Origin of the sequence: Nocardia brasiliensis NBRC 14402 (assembly GCF_000308475.2) — a bacterium.
In the GTDB taxonomy this organism is placed as follows: Bacteria; Actinomycetota; Actinomycetes; order Mycobacteriales; family Mycobacteriaceae; genus Nocardia; species Nocardia brasiliensis.
The window spans coordinates 316,239-329,196 of the sequence record NZ_BAFT02000027.1 but is presented as its reverse complement, the minus strand read 5'-3'; the positions used below and the strand labels follow the sequence as shown (position 1 = coordinate 329,196).

Here is a 12,958-nt window from a genome sequence, read left to right as displayed (position 1 = left end):
GACTAAACCGAAATCCTGCCCATTTTAATCCGATTCGGCTTGGCAAAAGTACGGAATCCACGTTGAGAATGCACTGAATGCGTAATTAGCGCAAGGGTTTCCACGGATTAGCTGCATTCCGACCGGCCGGAATTTTTCACGCGACCGGCCGCCCGGAAACAGTCCGATTTTCCGCGCGCGTCAGGCCGGCGTCAAGGTCACCGGGACGCCGTTGAAGACCGCGTTGCCGGAGGGGACGTCGACCACCGAGTCGTCGGTCAGCACGTTCGCGTTGACCCCGGCGTGTTCCCTCGCGACGCTCTGCGTGCTGTCGGTGTGGCCCCAGCCGTGCGGCAGGCTCACCACCCCCGGCATGATCGCGTCGGTCGGCTCCAGCGGCACCGTCAGCATGCCCGCCGCCGATTTCACCACCGCGTGCTCGTGCAGGCCGAGCCGCGCGACATCGGCCGGATTGATCTGCAGCGTGCAGCGATTCGAGCCGCTCACCAGCGTGGCGACGTTGTGCATCCAGCTGTTGTTCGAGCGCAGCTGCCGCCGCCCGATCAGCACCACGTCCGGCGCCGCGTCGGCCAGGCGGGCCCGCATCCGGGTCACGTCGTCGAGCAGCTGCCGCGGCGCGAGTTCCACCTTCTTCGACTCGGTCCGCAGTGCGCCGGGCAGCTTGGGCTGCAACGGCCCGAGGTCGACGCCGTGCGGATTGTCCAGCAGCACTTGCAGATTCAGATGTCCACCGGCCCATTCGCCGTAGGGTCCGAGCCGCAGCATCAGGTCGATGCGCTGTTCTGTGGTGTCCGCTCCGATCAATTCACCGCGCCGCTCGGTCATTCCGGCCTTGTGCAGCATGCCCGCGATGATCAGTTCGTCGACGCCGGTGAGCGGGTCGACGCCGTCGGTGCCCGCGTGCGGCATCCCCGACACCGCGGCGGCCAGCCTGGTGAGCACCGCCGACTCCGACGGCCGGTCGCCCAGCGGCACCAGCGGGCGGGAGTACCGCGCGTAGTTGTGCACCGCGAACTGCAGCAGTGCGAAGTCGTAGTGCGGTGACTGCACGGGACGCGGCGGCGGCAGGATCACATCGGCGTGCCGGGTGGTTTCGTTGAGATACCGGTCCACGCTGACCATGAAGTCGAGCCGGGCGAAGGCAGCGTCGAGCCGGGCGCCGCTCGGCGCCGAGAGCACCGGATTGCCCGCGACCGTCACCAGTGCGCGGATCTGCCCCTCGCCCGGCGTGTTGATCTCATCGGCCAGGGTCGCGACGGGCAGTTCACCCATCGCCTCGGGCAGGCCGCGCACCCGGCTGGTCCAGCGCCCGGGCCGGAACGGCTTGCTGCGGACGATGCCGCCCGCCGCCGCGGTCGCGAACATCGCGCCGCCCGCGGTGTCGAGGTTGCCGGTCAAGACGTTGATCGCGTCCACCAGCCACTGCGTGATGGTGCCGAATTCCGCTGTGCACGTGCCGATCCGGGCGTAGACGGCCGCGGTCGGCGCGGCGGCCAGCTCCCTGGCGAGCCGGATCACCGTGCCGGCGGGCACGCCGGTGCGCGTCGCCACCGTATCCGGGTTGAACGCCGCTGCGGCCGTACGCAGTTCGTCCACACCGGCGACCTCGACCCGGATATCGATGAGATCCTCGGCGAACAAGGTGTGCACGATGCCGAACAACAGGTACGCGTCGCTACCCGGCCGGATGAACAGGTGCTCGTCGGCCAGCTTCGCGGTACGCGTCACGCGGGGATCGACCACCACGAAGCGGCCGCCACGACGGCGCAGCGCCTTCAGCCTGCCGGGGAAATCCGGTGCGGTGCACAGCGATCCGTTGGATTCGAGCGGGTTGGCGCCGAGCATCAGCAGATAGTCGGTGCGATCCAGATCCGGCACCGGCACGGTGAGCGGATCGCCGAACATCAAGCCGCTGGCCACCTGTTTCGGCATCTGGTCGGCGGTGCTCGCGGAGAAGATGTTGCGGGTGCTCAACGCGCGCAGCAGCACCGGCACGTACAGCGCGCCGGCCACGGTGTGCGCGTTGGGATTGCCCAGATACGCTGCCGCGGCTTGGTTTCCGTGTTCGGCAACGATCTGGGGGAAGCGCTCCGCGATGAGGTCGAACGCCTCGTCCCACGACGCGGTGCGCCAGGTATCGGTGGCCCGGTCGCGAATCATCGGCTCGCGCAGCCGGTCCGGGTCCTCGTCGAGATGACCGAAGCTCGCGCCTTTGGGGCAGATGAACCCCTTGCTGAACGGGTCGGCCTTGTCGCCGCGCACCGCGATCACATGATCCTCGGGATCGAGCGTGATCTCCAGTCCGCACACCGCCTCGCACAGGGGGCAGGTGCGCAACAGGTTCCGCTGATCGGTGACGTCGGCCATGCTCGTCCGCCTCTTTCGCGTGTTCGGGCTCGAGCGTCGCGCCGGTGGCTGGCGCGCGGCGGGGTGGCGCATCGGCCGGGCTGACCCACGTACGCGCAATTCAGTCGTGACGTCCCGAGTGTCTCAATCCATAGCGTAATCGAGATCGGCGTCACAGACGGCCGTCCACGCAAAACGACCGATATCCGCACGCCGGTGCAGGCCGGCTAGGTGGCGGATATCGGTCGTGCAGTCCGGGTAGTCCCAGTCCCGGTCTGTGTTCAGCAGGTTGTGCGGTATCAGCAGGCGACGCTGGTGAGCTGCGTCTTGCTGCCTGCGGTCGCGGCCCGGACGGCCGCGCTGAGCGCAACCACCGGCGGAACCCAGCGGGCCTCGGTGGGTGCGACCCCCCAGCAGGCCGAGCCTGCCGAGAGCTGAGTGGGCGGCAACGGGACGCCCGCGCCGTCGGTGTGCACGACAGCGCCCGCGGCGGTCAGCGCCGCCAGCGCCATGGCGGCCTTGCGGACGCCGGTGACCAAGTGGATCTCGCGACGCTCGGTGCCCGGGATCTCGATGACCGGCCCGGACAGGTTGTTCGCTCGCAGGAAGCGGCGGACCTGACCGGCCAGCTCGCCGCTGACCTCGATGGCCGAAAGCTCGTCATCGGTGATCAGGCAAAGACCGTTGGCCGTTTCGGCGACCGTCCATCCGCGCTGGGTGTATTCCTGCGCTGCGGCGGTCATGGCAGCCGCCGAGACGGAAGTCGGAAACGTGGTGCGCACTGTCTTTCTCCATTCCCCGGTAGATCTGGGTCCTGCATTCATGGGTCGTATCGGTGATGGCCATCCGCAGCGTTACGCGATCTTCAAAACTTCTTCACGACTGTTGCTCACGTCTCTTCTGCGGGGGCGTAAAAGCTGTTCGCTATAACCGTGGTCTTTCCATCCGGAACCGTTGTCCTGCCGCCACTTTCGGGTGCTGACCTGTTCTTTCCCTGGGATGTCGCTGAGGAGAACCTGGGAATGATGTGACCGCGGTGTGAGGATGATGTGACGTATGGGTCGGCCCGCGAATCCCCGCTGGCCCGGACGCGCGATTGCGGGGAGGATTTCTTGCCATGAGCGATGAGTCCAACGGAACCGGTGCGGCAAAGGGGAGTCCGCTGCCGGACCCGGAGGAGTTCGAAGCGGAATCCCGCTGGATCACATGGAAGGAATCGGCGGCCCGCCGGTTCTCGCGCACGGAAACCGCCGCGACCGAGCAGACGCCGGAGCCGTTCGAGAGCCCGCGCGCCTTCGGGCAGTGGAGCGTCGAGGCCGCCCGCGGTTTGCTGGACGTGCAGTTCCACCGCCCGGCCACCCGGACCCTGCTGCCGCTGGCCTACATTCTCGGACTCGCCTTCGCCGTCGCCGTCCCGATCGCGCTCACCGTGCTCATGTGGCGGGTGTCGGCCGTGCTGGGCGTGCTGGCCGCGTTGCTCGGCGTGCCGCTGGGACTGACCATCGCGGCTGCGGTCCGCCTGATGCTCGAGTTCCTGGTGAACGCGTCGCGGCTGGCCACCCGGGTCGAGCACATCAGCGAACTGGCCGACGATCTGTTCCAGGCGCTCTCCGATGTCGCCGAACCGGTGAACCAGCTCTCCGAAGACGTTCGCGCGGTGCAGTTCTGGCGGTTCCGCAAGCGAGGTCCCCGGCGCTAGGCCCGGTCCGGTGCCGGGTGCACAACGCGCGCCGCGGATCTCCCGGCAATCTGCCCACCCTCGGGTTGTGGTGTCGCCCATAGTGACCGGGGGTTGTTTTGCTGTGAAACAATGCCGTTTGGATGCTCCAGCTCCGGCTGGGACGGTGTCTGATAGAGAAGGTCACGCTGCCGGACTTCGGAGTGGTTCGGTGAGAGTGCCCGGTGCTCGGCTACAAGGGGGGAACACCTATGGCATTACCGCAGGGGACGACCGGTTCGACCATGCCCCGGCGTCAACTCGGCCGGCATCTGCGCGACCTGCGTAATCGCGCGCGGATGACCACCAGAACCGCTGCCCAGCAGCTGGAATGGTCGGAAGCCAAGATCTGGCGGATCGAGACCGGCCAGACCTCGCTGCGCAGCCTCGACGTCGAGGCGATGTGCAAGGTCTACGGCGCGCCGTCCGATCTGATCGGTCCGCTCACGGCCCTGGCGCGGGAGACGAAGGCTCGTGGCTGGTGGACTGCGTACGGCGACGTGATCGCGGAGGGCTTCGAGGTCTACATCGGCCTGGAAGAAGCGGCCACCCGGCTGTCGACCTACGAGAACGAGCTGGTGCCCGGCCTGCTGCAAACCGAGGACTACACGCGCGCGTTGCTCACGGCCGCGCGCCCGGACATGCCCGCGAACGAGCTCGATCGGCGGGTGCAGCTGCGCATGGCGCGCCAAGCCCTGGTCACCCGCGCGCACGCGCCCCTGCACTTGGATGTGGTGATCAGCGAGTCGGTGCTGTGGCGGCGCATCGGCGGCGACGCGGTCACCGCCGCGCAGCTCGAGCACCTGCGGCGCATGTGCGACCTGCCGAACGTCCGAATCCAGGTGGCGCCGACGGATTCCGGCTACCACGACGGCATGGACTCGGGCCGTTTCGTCATGCTCGAGTTCCCCGAGCTGCGTGCGGGCGAGTCGCCCGAACCGCCGGTGGTCTACGTCGAATCGTTCACCGGCCCGGTGTATCTGGACAAGGAGAACGAGATCGACCGGTACCGAAGGGCCTTGGCGAGCATCAAATCGGTCGCGGTGGACGCGCGCGACGATATCGAGCAGGCGCGCAGCAGCCGCGTGTTCTGACGGCGGGAATCTCGCGGCGCCTCAGCACTTTCGGCCGGGCACGCCCCAGGTGTCCGCCAGCACCGCACGGTGGGTCGGCAGCGCCTGCGCGTAGGCTGCGCGGCCTTTCTCGGTGAGGCAGACGAAGACCGCGCGCCGGTCGTCCTGGCACATGGTGCGCGCGACGAGGCCATCGCGCTCCAGCCGGGCGACCGCGCGGGACAGCGCGCTCTGGCTCAGGTAGATGTCGTTGGCCAGATCGCTCATTCGATAGTCGCCGCAGTTGGCGTCGATCAACCGGTCCAGCGTCTCGAACTCGCTGAGTCCGATCCCGTGCTGTCCCTGTAGCGCCTTTTCCATGGCACAGCTCACCGTCGCGTGCCGGTCCAGCAGCTCACGCCACTCACCCACCAGCCCGGTCGGCGCGACGGTGCGCCGGGCTGTCTCGATTGTCGACGGCTTCGACATGGCCCCATCCTAGTGGTCCGCAGCGATCCATGCAACTGCATTAGATGTGTTGGCATTTAATGCGCCTGCATGTAACGTACCCCGCATGACTTCACCAGCAACCCTGGCGGCCGCATCCGCGACCGATCCGACCAAATGGACTACCCGCCTTTGGGGCATGCTGATCACGCTGTGCATCGTGCTGTTCCTCGATGGCCTCGACGTGTCGATGATCGGCGTCGCGCTGCCGTCCATCGGCAATGAACTCGACCTCTCGACGTCCACCCTGCAGTGGCTGGTGAGCGGCTACATCCTCGGCTACGGCGGCCTGCTGCTGCTCGGTGGCCGCACCGCCGACCTGTTCGGCCGCCGCAAGGTCTTCCTGATCGCGCTGGGTGTGTTCGCCCTGGCCTCGCTCGCGGGCGGCCTGGTGAGCTCGGGCCCGCTGCTGATCCTTACCCGCTTCATCAAGGGCCTGGCCGCCGCGTTCACCGCGCCGACCGGTCTGTCGATCATCACCACCAACTTCGCCGAGGGCCCGGCCCGGAACAAGGCGCTGTCCATCTACACCGTGTTCGGCGCGGGCGGCTACTCGTCCGGTCTGCTCTTCGGCGGCCTGATGACCGGCGTCGGCTGGCGCTGGACCTTCCTGCTGCCCGTCCCGATCGCGCTGGCCGCGCTGGCCGCCGCGTGGGTGCTGGTGCCGAAGGACAAGCCCGCCGAGGAAGGCGGCCACGACCTCTTCGGTGCGCTGCTGTCCACCTCCGCCATGCTGCTGCTGGTCTACACCGTGGTCACCGCGCCGGAAGCGGGCTGGGCCTCGGCGCGCACGCTCGGTTCGTTCGCCGCGGTGCTCGTGCTGTTCGCCGCGTTCGTCGCGGTGGAGAAGCGGGTCAAGCACCCGCTGGTCCGGCTCGGCATCCTGCGCAAGGTCTCGCTGGTGCGGGCCAGCCTGGCGATCGTGGCGGTGGCCGGCTCCTACTTCAGCTGGCAGTTCATCGTGACCCTGTTCATGCAGGACACCCTGGGTTGGTCGCCGCTGAAGCTGTCGATGGCGCTGCTGCCGGTGGGCCTGATGGTCGCCCTGTCCGCGGTGTTCTCCGACAAGCTGGTCGACCGTTTCGGCACCGGCCCGATCATCGGCGTCACCATGGCCGTGATGGCCGTCGGCTACCTGCTGTTCCTGCGACTGGACACCGCGCCGTCCTACTGGACGATGCTGCTGCCCGCGATCCTGCTGATCGGCATCGGCTGGGTGGGCTTCCCTGCCATCAACATTCAGGCCACCAACGGGATCGACGACGAGGAACAGGGTCTCGCGGCGGGCGTGCTGCAGACCTCCATGCAGGTCGGCGCCGCCATCGTGCTCGCGGTGACCACCGCGATCATCGCCTCGGGTGCGCACGGCGGGACCTCGCCGACCGCGATGCTGGACACCTACCGTCCGGGCCTGATCTTCGCCGCGGCGGTCTCGATCGTCGGTGCGCTGGTTGCGCTTTCGGCCTTCCTCGGCAAGCGCGGCAAGCAGGCCGAACCGGTCGCGGAACCGGAGCTCGAGCTCGTCGGCTGATTCCGCACGAGTGCCGACCGGCATCGCCCCGAGGGGGTGGTGCCGGTCGGCTGTTTTCGGTGCTCAGGAAAAGGGCGGTGCCGCAGCGTCTTTGGCGGACCGGATGAATGTGAGCGGAGTGCCGTCCCGGCCGATGGTCGGCCAGTCGATGCCGAGCCGGGCATCGAAAGCGTCGATCTCCCGGTCGAATTCGGGCGTGTACTCCAGCGAGCACAGATAGGTGACGGTGGAGTTGTCCTCCAGCGAGAGGATGGCGTGGCCCAGCCCCTCGGACAGGAACATCGAACGCCGGTCGACGTCGTCGAGCAGCACGCTGTCCCATTGCCCGTAGGTCGGTGAACCGGGACGCAGATCGACCACCACGTCGAGAAACGCGCCGCGCACGCAGGTGACGTACTTCGCCTGCCCCGGTGGGTCTTCGGTGTAGTGGATGCCGCGCAGCACGCCGGCCGCGGACACCGAGCAGTTCACCTGGCGCAGATCGAGCGCCCGGCCCGTCGCCTTCTCGAACTCCGAGGCCTTGAAGCTCTCGAGAAACATGCCGCGGTCGTCGCCGAACTGGCGCGAGGTGATCACCCACGCGCCCGGCACGGCCAGCTCACGGAACTCCATGCTCACCAATCCCGTCCGCGCTGCAGCAGATCGAGCAGATAGCTGCCGTAGCCGGAGCGGACCAGCGGCTCGGCCAGCTTGCACAGCTGTTCGTCATCGATGTAGCCCATCCGCCAGGAGACCTCCTCGGGCACGCCGATCTTGAGCCCCTGTCGTTCTTCGATGGTGCGCACGTAGTTGGCGGCGTCCAGCAGCGAATCGAAGGTGCCGGTGTCCAGCCACGCGGTGCCGCGCGCGAGCACGTCCACCTGCAACCGATCCTGTTCCAGGTAAGCGCGGTTGATATCGGTGATCTCGTACTCGCCGCGCGCGGAAGGGCGCAGCGTGCGGGCGATCTCGACCACGTCGTTGTCGTAGAAGTACAGCCCGGGGATGGCGTAGTTCGAGCGCGGCGTCTTCGGTTTCTCCTCGATGGAGACCGCGCGTCCCCCGGTGAACTCCACCACGCCGTACGCGGTCGGGTCCGAGACCCAGTAGGCGAACACCGCGCCGCCGTCGATGCCGGTGAAGCGATTCAGATTGGTGCCCAAGCCGGGTCCGTGAAAGATGTTGTCGCCGAGCACCAGTGCCGCGGTATCGGTACCGATGTGGTCGGCGCCGAGCACGAAGGCCCGGGCCAGCCCGTCCGGTTCCGGCTGCACCACGTAGCTGATCGACAGGCCGAACTGGGTGCCGTCACCGAGCAGCCGGGTGAACGCGGCCGCATCGCCCGGCGTGGTGATGACCAGGATGTCCCGGATGCCCGCGAGCATCAGCGTGGACAGCGGGTAGTAGATCATCGGCTTGTCGTAGACCGGGACCAGCTGCTTGCTCACGCCGCGCGTGATCGGGTGCAACCGCGAACCGGTGCCGCCCGCCAAGATGATTCCGCGCATGCCGAGGAGTCTGCCAGGGGACTGCCGTTTCGGTACGGGCGGCCTTTCGAATTGATTACGGAATCGGCCTTCGTGGTTTCGCGGGCGGGCCGTGGGGAGATTCTGTTGCTTAGGTCACACAACACATGTTGTTCTGAAACAACATCGTGTGAGTTGTCAGCGCCGACAGCTCGCCTGGGACCGTCCGGTCGGGACTCGGCGCGCCAGTGGTGAGGTAGGTGCGCGATGGCTGCCAGTCGAGTCGGCGATCCCGGCATGGTCATGAATCCGGAAAATTTGAGCGCGCCCGCACGCCTGTTGCTCGCGGCCTGCCTCGGCGTGATCCGTCCGGCGCTGCGCGCGGCGCCGATCACCCGCGCCACCATCCCGATCGGCGCCGCCGCGATCGATACGCTGGCGCGGCTGCGGCCGGAGCCGACGGGTATCGATCGGGAACGGGTGTCGCTCAACGGTTTCCGGATGGAGATCATCCGGCCCGCGGGTGCGGCGCGGGCGCTGCGGCACGGCGCCATGCTGTACATGCACGGCGGCGGATTCGCGGTCTGCGGCCTGCGCACGCACCGTCCGGTCGCCGCGAGCCTGGCCCGGCGTACCGGCCTGCCGGTGGTGAATGTCGACTACCGGCAACTGCCCGGGCGGCGCATCACCGATTCGGTCGAGGACTGCCTCACCGCGTACCGCTGGTTGCTCGCGCACGGGGCGGAGCCGGGCCGCATCGTCTTCGCCGGTGATTCCGCGGGCGGCTACCTGACTTTCGCGACCGCGCTGCGCGCGCTGGCCGAGGGCCTGCCCGCGCCCGCCGGTCTGGTCGGGCTGAGCCCGCTGCTCGATCTGGACTATGCGGCCAAGCGCGGACACGTCAACGTGCGCCGCGATCCGTATATCCCGTTGCTCGCGCTGGCGGCCGTGGTCCGGATCGGCGCGGAGGTGGACGGCAAGCTCGACCCGCTGCTCTCGCCGGTGAACGGGATACTGGCCGGGTTGCCGCCGGTGCTGCTCATCGCGGCCGAAGACGAGGTGCTCCGGTACGACTGTGAGCTGATGGCCCAACGCCTCACCGCCGCGGGCGTGCCGAACGCGGTGGAGCTGTGGCGCGGCCAGGTGCACGCCTTCATGAGCATCGCGCCGAACCTGCCGGAGAGCCGGGCCGCGCTGGCCCGGGTGTCGCGATTCGTCCGAGCCAGGATCGAGGAGAGCCAGCAGGCGCGGACCGCGTAAAGCGGCCCGGCCTGTCCAGGCGAGCCCCGTTCCGCTGTGGCCGGGACGGGGCTCGCGCATGTCGGGACCCGTTCGGCGGCAGCGGGATTCGTTGCCCGCTCGGAAACGGCGATACCCCGCCCGGCGGTCGGCCGGACGGGGTATCTCGGTATTCGGTTGTGCGCGTGCGGTTTCGCCTACTTGGCGGGTGCGGGCACCGGCGGCTGGTTGATCGTCGCGAAGTACTGGATCGCCGCACCGATCGCGACCGGCGCGGTGATCAGGATCTGGCCCGCGACGGTGCCGAGCGCGCCGACGGCGATGATGCCGCCGAGGCAGCCGACGGCGGCGGCCGGGATGAACGGACCGAACAGGCCGATGATGGTGGCCGAGGCCACCGTGGCGCCGGCGATGCCGCCCAGGACGCAACCGACGGCCGCGCCGCCCAGGCCACCGACCAGGGTGCCGATGGTGGCGCCCATGCTGATGGTGCTGGTCATCCGGCTCCAGGCCGCCTGCTCACGGTCGTATTCGTTCTTCCACGGCGCCTTGTCCTCGAACGGCAGCGCGACCGGCTTGTAGGTGGCCTTCGACAGGTCGAGCTGCGGGGTCAGCGTCGCGGTGCGCTCGGAAATGTCGGCGGCGATGGGGAATTCGAACTCGTCGACCCGGAAGGTCAACGGGGCGCCCGCGACCACGGCGCCGTTCGCGGCCTTGATCTTGAAAACGCCGTCCTCCACGACCATAGAGCCGGCATCGGTCTTGATGATGGAGCTCGAGTCCACCGACTCGGCGGTGAAGTTGATGGCGTCGTCGGCGGCGGCGGGAGCCGCGTTGACGGTGCCCGCGGTGACGCCGAGCGCGGCGATCAGCAGTGCTGAGGTGGTAGCTATTTTCCTGATAATCATTTCTGGGTCCTCATCCAGTTGCTTGTGGCAGGGTGGGGGCCGGAAACCTGAGTTCGCTAACTTCCAGTAACTCGGCCGGGCTGAGGAAACCCCGCCCGACGGGACGGTCGAGCGGGGTCTCCTGGCTCGCTTCTTCAGTTGTGCGAATTCAGTTGTGGGAGAAGGGACTTACTTCGCGGGGGCCGGCGGCGCGTTGAACGGGCCGCTGGTGGTGGCGAAGTACTGGATGGCCGCGCCGATCGCGACCGGGGCGGTGATCAGGATCTGGCCCGCGACGGTGCCCAGGGCGCCGACCGCGATGATGCCGCCGAGGCAGCCGACGGCGGCCGCGGGGATGAACGGGCCGAACAGTCCGATGATGGTGGCCGAGGCCACCGTGGCGCCGGCGATGCCGCCGAGCACGCAGCCGACGGCCGCGCCGCCGAGACCGCCGACCAGGGTGCCGATGGTGGCGCCCATCGCGATGGTGTCCTTCATCCGGTTGAAGGCCGCCTGCTCGCGGTCGTACTCGCTCTTCCACGGCGCCTTGTCCTCGAACGGCAGGGCGACGGGCTTGTAAACCGCCTTGTCCATGCTGAACTCGGGGCTCAGCGTCGCGGTGCGGTCGGAAATGTCCGCGGCGATGGGGAATTCGAAGTCATCGACCCGGAAGTGCAGATCGGTGCCGGCGATCGTGGTGCCGTTGGCGGCCTTGATCTTCAGGACGCCGTCTTCGACGACCATGGAGCCGGCGTCGGTCTTGATAGTGGTCTGGGTGTCGGTGGAGCTCGCCGTGAAGTTGACGGCTCCGTTCTCGGCCTCGGTGGCCGGAGCCGCATTGACGGCGCCTGCGGTGACGCCGAGGGCGGCGATCATCAGCGCCGAAGTCGCGGCGAATTTCCTCATCAGCATTTTGTGGAGAACCTCGATGTGAAGCGTTCGGAGGGGACTAGACGATGGAAATCTAGACCAGCTAACGAGTGGTGAACCGGTTGTGACCGTTAATTCAAATTTTGTTCACCCTGGTGACTCGTGCGTCGGTGAGATGTCCGAAATATGCACGCCTGAACGGTTTTTGGGCCGTGAACCAAACTGGGCGTTCGGCATCTACCGGACGGTAAGAGACGAAGGTCACAGATTGCAACTGTGGCAATTTTTTGCGTGGATTGCCAGTTCTTGGCGTAGAACCCGACTTGTCGCGCCCGCCGACGTAGAGTCGTGGGGTGCGATTGCTTGTCACCGGCGGAGCCGGATTCATCGGGGCGAACTTCGTCAAGTCGACTGTTGTCGATCATCCCGACACCACCGTGACCGTACTGGACGCGCTGACGTACGCCGGAAATAAGGCCTCACTCGACGAAGTGGCCGACCGCATCGATTTCGTGCACGGGGATATCGCGGATCTCGACCTGGTCGACGAACTCGTCAGCGGTGTCGACGCGGTGGTGCATTTCGCGGCCGAATCCCACAATGACAACTCCCTCGCCGAACCGTGGCCGTTCGTGCAGACCAATATCGTCGGCACCTATTCGCTGCTGCAGGCGGTACGCCGCTACGACGTGCGCTACCACCACGTCTCCACCGACGAGGTCTACGGCGACCTCACCGCCGAGGCGCCCGCGTTCACCGAGCAGACCCCGTACAACCCGTCCAGCCCGTACTCGGCCACCAAGGCAGCCAGTGATCTGCTGGTCCGGGCGTGGACCCGGTCGTTCGGCGTGCGCGCCACGCTGTCCAACTGCAGCAACAACTATGGGCCGTATCAGCACGTGGAGAAGTTCATCCCGCGCCAGATCACCAACCTGATCGACGGCGTGCGCCCCCGGCTCTACGGCGCGGGGCACCAGGTGCGCGACTGGATCCACGTGGACGACCACAACCGCGCGGTCTGGGATGTGCTGGAGCGCGGCCGAATCGGGCAGACCTACCTGATCGGCGCGCAGGGCGAACTCGACAACAAGTCGGTCGTGCGGATGCTTCTGGAAGCCTTCGACCGCGACCCCGACGATTTCGACCACGTCACCGACCGGCCGGGCCACGACCAGCGCTACGCGATCGACGCGACTCTGCTGCGCGAGGAACTCGGCTGGACTCCGCGCTACGGCGACTTCCGGGCCGGCCTCGCCGCGACCATCCAGTGGTACCGCGACAACGAAGCCTGGTGGCGTCCGCACAAGGCGATCACCGAGCGGGCCTACGTGGCGGCCGGCGAGCAGACGCTGTAGTCCCGCGCG

General features: G+C 67.6%; 12 protein-coding genes. 5 read left to right on the top strand and 7 right to left on the bottom strand.

Going from position 1 to position 12,958, the window contains the following annotated elements:
• Positions 1-180 precede the first annotated feature (180 nt).
• Both TY25_RS08010 and TY25_RS08005 read right to left on the bottom strand, forming a co-directional pair.
• Positions 181-2,367, bottom strand: a complete 2,187-nt coding sequence (locus tag TY25_RS08010) for a molybdopterin-dependent oxidoreductase (protein WP_042255170.1) — start codon at positions 2,365-2,367, stop codon at positions 181-183.
• Positions 2,368-2,645: 278 nt separating this feature from the next.
• Positions 2,646-3,128 (bottom strand): hypothetical protein, encoded by a 483-nt coding sequence (locus TY25_RS08005; protein WP_042255169.1) that lies wholly within the window; start codon positions 3,126-3,128, stop codon positions 2,646-2,648.
• A gap of 335 nt (positions 3,129-3,463) precedes the next feature.
• Here TY25_RS08005 and TY25_RS08000 point away from each other — a divergent pair, with 335 nt between their 5' ends.
• Positions 3,464-4,045 carry a DUF4282 domain-containing protein gene (locus tag TY25_RS08000; protein ID WP_042255167.1) on the top strand — a complete coding sequence of 194 codons (582 nt, stop codon included), beginning with the start codon at positions 3,464-3,466 and terminating at the stop codon, positions 4,043-4,045.
• 230 nt (positions 4,046-4,275) lie between these two features.
• Positions 4,276-5,157, top strand: coding sequence for a helix-turn-helix domain-containing protein (locus tag TY25_RS07995; RefSeq protein WP_014980994.1), 882 nt, complete (start codon positions 4,276-4,278; stop codon positions 5,155-5,157).
• A 21-nt stretch (positions 5,158-5,178) separates the two neighbouring features.
• Here TY25_RS07995 and TY25_RS07990 read toward each other — a convergent pair whose 3' ends face one another.
• Positions 5,179-5,604 carry a MarR family winged helix-turn-helix transcriptional regulator gene (locus tag TY25_RS07990; protein ID WP_042255166.1) on the bottom strand — a complete coding sequence of 142 codons (426 nt, stop codon included), beginning with the start codon at positions 5,602-5,604 and terminating at the stop codon, positions 5,179-5,181.
• Between the two features lie 85 nt (positions 5,605-5,689).
• On the opposite strand from TY25_RS07990, the gene TY25_RS07985 reads away from it, so the two are divergent.
• On the top strand, positions 5,690-7,153 hold the full coding sequence (locus TY25_RS07985) for an MFS transporter (RefSeq protein WP_042255165.1): 1,464 nt from the start codon (positions 5,690-5,692) through the stop codon (positions 7,151-7,153).
• A 63-nt stretch (positions 7,154-7,216) separates the two neighbouring features.
• Here TY25_RS07985 and TY25_RS07980 read toward each other — a convergent pair whose 3' ends face one another.
• Complete coding sequence (locus TY25_RS07980) at positions 7,217-7,765, bottom strand: dTDP-4-dehydrorhamnose 3,5-epimerase family protein (protein WP_042255164.1); 549 nt, start codon at positions 7,763-7,765, stop codon at positions 7,217-7,219.
• A 2-nt stretch (positions 7,766-7,767) separates the two neighbouring features.
• Complete coding sequence (gene rfbA, locus TY25_RS07975) at positions 7,768-8,640, bottom strand: glucose-1-phosphate thymidylyltransferase RfbA (RefSeq protein WP_042255163.1); 873 nt, start codon at positions 8,638-8,640, stop codon at positions 7,768-7,770.
• A 225-nt stretch (positions 8,641-8,865) separates the two neighbouring features.
• On the opposite strand from rfbA, the gene TY25_RS07970 reads away from it, so the two are divergent.
• Positions 8,866-9,858, top strand: a complete 993-nt coding sequence (locus TY25_RS07970) for an alpha/beta hydrolase (protein ID WP_052281365.1) — start codon at positions 8,866-8,868, stop codon at positions 9,856-9,858.
• 176 nt (positions 9,859-10,034) lie between these two features.
• On the opposite strand, the gene TY25_RS07965 is transcribed toward TY25_RS07970, so the two are convergent.
• Complete coding sequence (locus TY25_RS07965) at positions 10,035-10,745, bottom strand: DUF8020 domain-containing protein (RefSeq protein WP_042255161.1); 711 nt, start codon at positions 10,743-10,745, stop codon at positions 10,035-10,037.
• 168 nt (positions 10,746-10,913) lie between these two features.
• The gene (locus tag TY25_RS07960; RefSeq protein ID WP_042255160.1) at positions 10,914-11,636 is read right to left on the bottom strand and encodes a DUF8020 domain-containing protein; all 723 of its coding nucleotides are present in this window, start codon (positions 11,634-11,636) and stop codon (positions 10,914-10,916) included.
• A 311-nt stretch (positions 11,637-11,947) separates the two neighbouring features.
• On the opposite strand from TY25_RS07960, the gene rfbB reads away from it, so the two are divergent.
• Positions 11,948-12,949 (top strand): dTDP-glucose 4,6-dehydratase, encoded by a 1,002-nt coding sequence (rfbB, locus tag TY25_RS07955; RefSeq protein ID WP_042255158.1) that lies wholly within the window; start codon positions 11,948-11,950, stop codon positions 12,947-12,949.
• Positions 12,950-12,958 lie beyond the last annotated feature (9 nt).

Coding starts and splice junctions, on each gene's coding strand:
- TY25_RS07980 (WP_042255164.1), bottom strand. CDS start 7,765: ATGGAGTTCCGTGAGCTGGCCGTGCCGGGCGCGTGGGTGATCACCTCG.
- TY25_RS08010 (WP_042255170.1), bottom strand. CDS start 2,367: ATGGCCGACGTCACCGATCAGCGGAACCTGTTGCGCACCTGCCCCCTG.
- TY25_RS08000 (WP_042255167.1), top strand. CDS start 3,464: ATGAGCGATGAGTCCAACGGAACCGGTGCGGCAAAGGGGAGTCCGCTG.
- TY25_RS07995 (WP_014980994.1), top strand. CDS start 4,276: ATGGCATTACCGCAGGGGACGACCGGTTCGACCATGCCCCGGCGTCAA.
- TY25_RS07965 (WP_042255161.1), bottom strand. CDS start 10,745: ATGATTATCAGGAAAATAGCTACCACCTCAGCACTGCTGATCGCCGCG.
- TY25_RS07970 (WP_052281365.1), top strand. CDS start 8,866: ATGGCTGCCAGTCGAGTCGGCGATCCCGGCATGGTCATGAATCCGGAA.
- TY25_RS07990 (WP_042255166.1), bottom strand. CDS start 5,604: ATGTCGAAGCCGTCGACAATCGAGACAGCCCGGCGCACCGTCGCGCCG.
- TY25_RS07985 (WP_042255165.1), top strand. CDS start 5,690: ATGACTTCACCAGCAACCCTGGCGGCCGCATCCGCGACCGATCCGACC.
- TY25_RS07960 (WP_042255160.1), bottom strand. CDS start 11,636: ATGCTGATGAGGAAATTCGCCGCGACTTCGGCGCTGATGATCGCCGCC.
- rfbA (WP_042255163.1), bottom strand. CDS start 8,640: ATGCGCGGAATCATCTTGGCGGGCGGCACCGGTTCGCGGTTGCACCCG.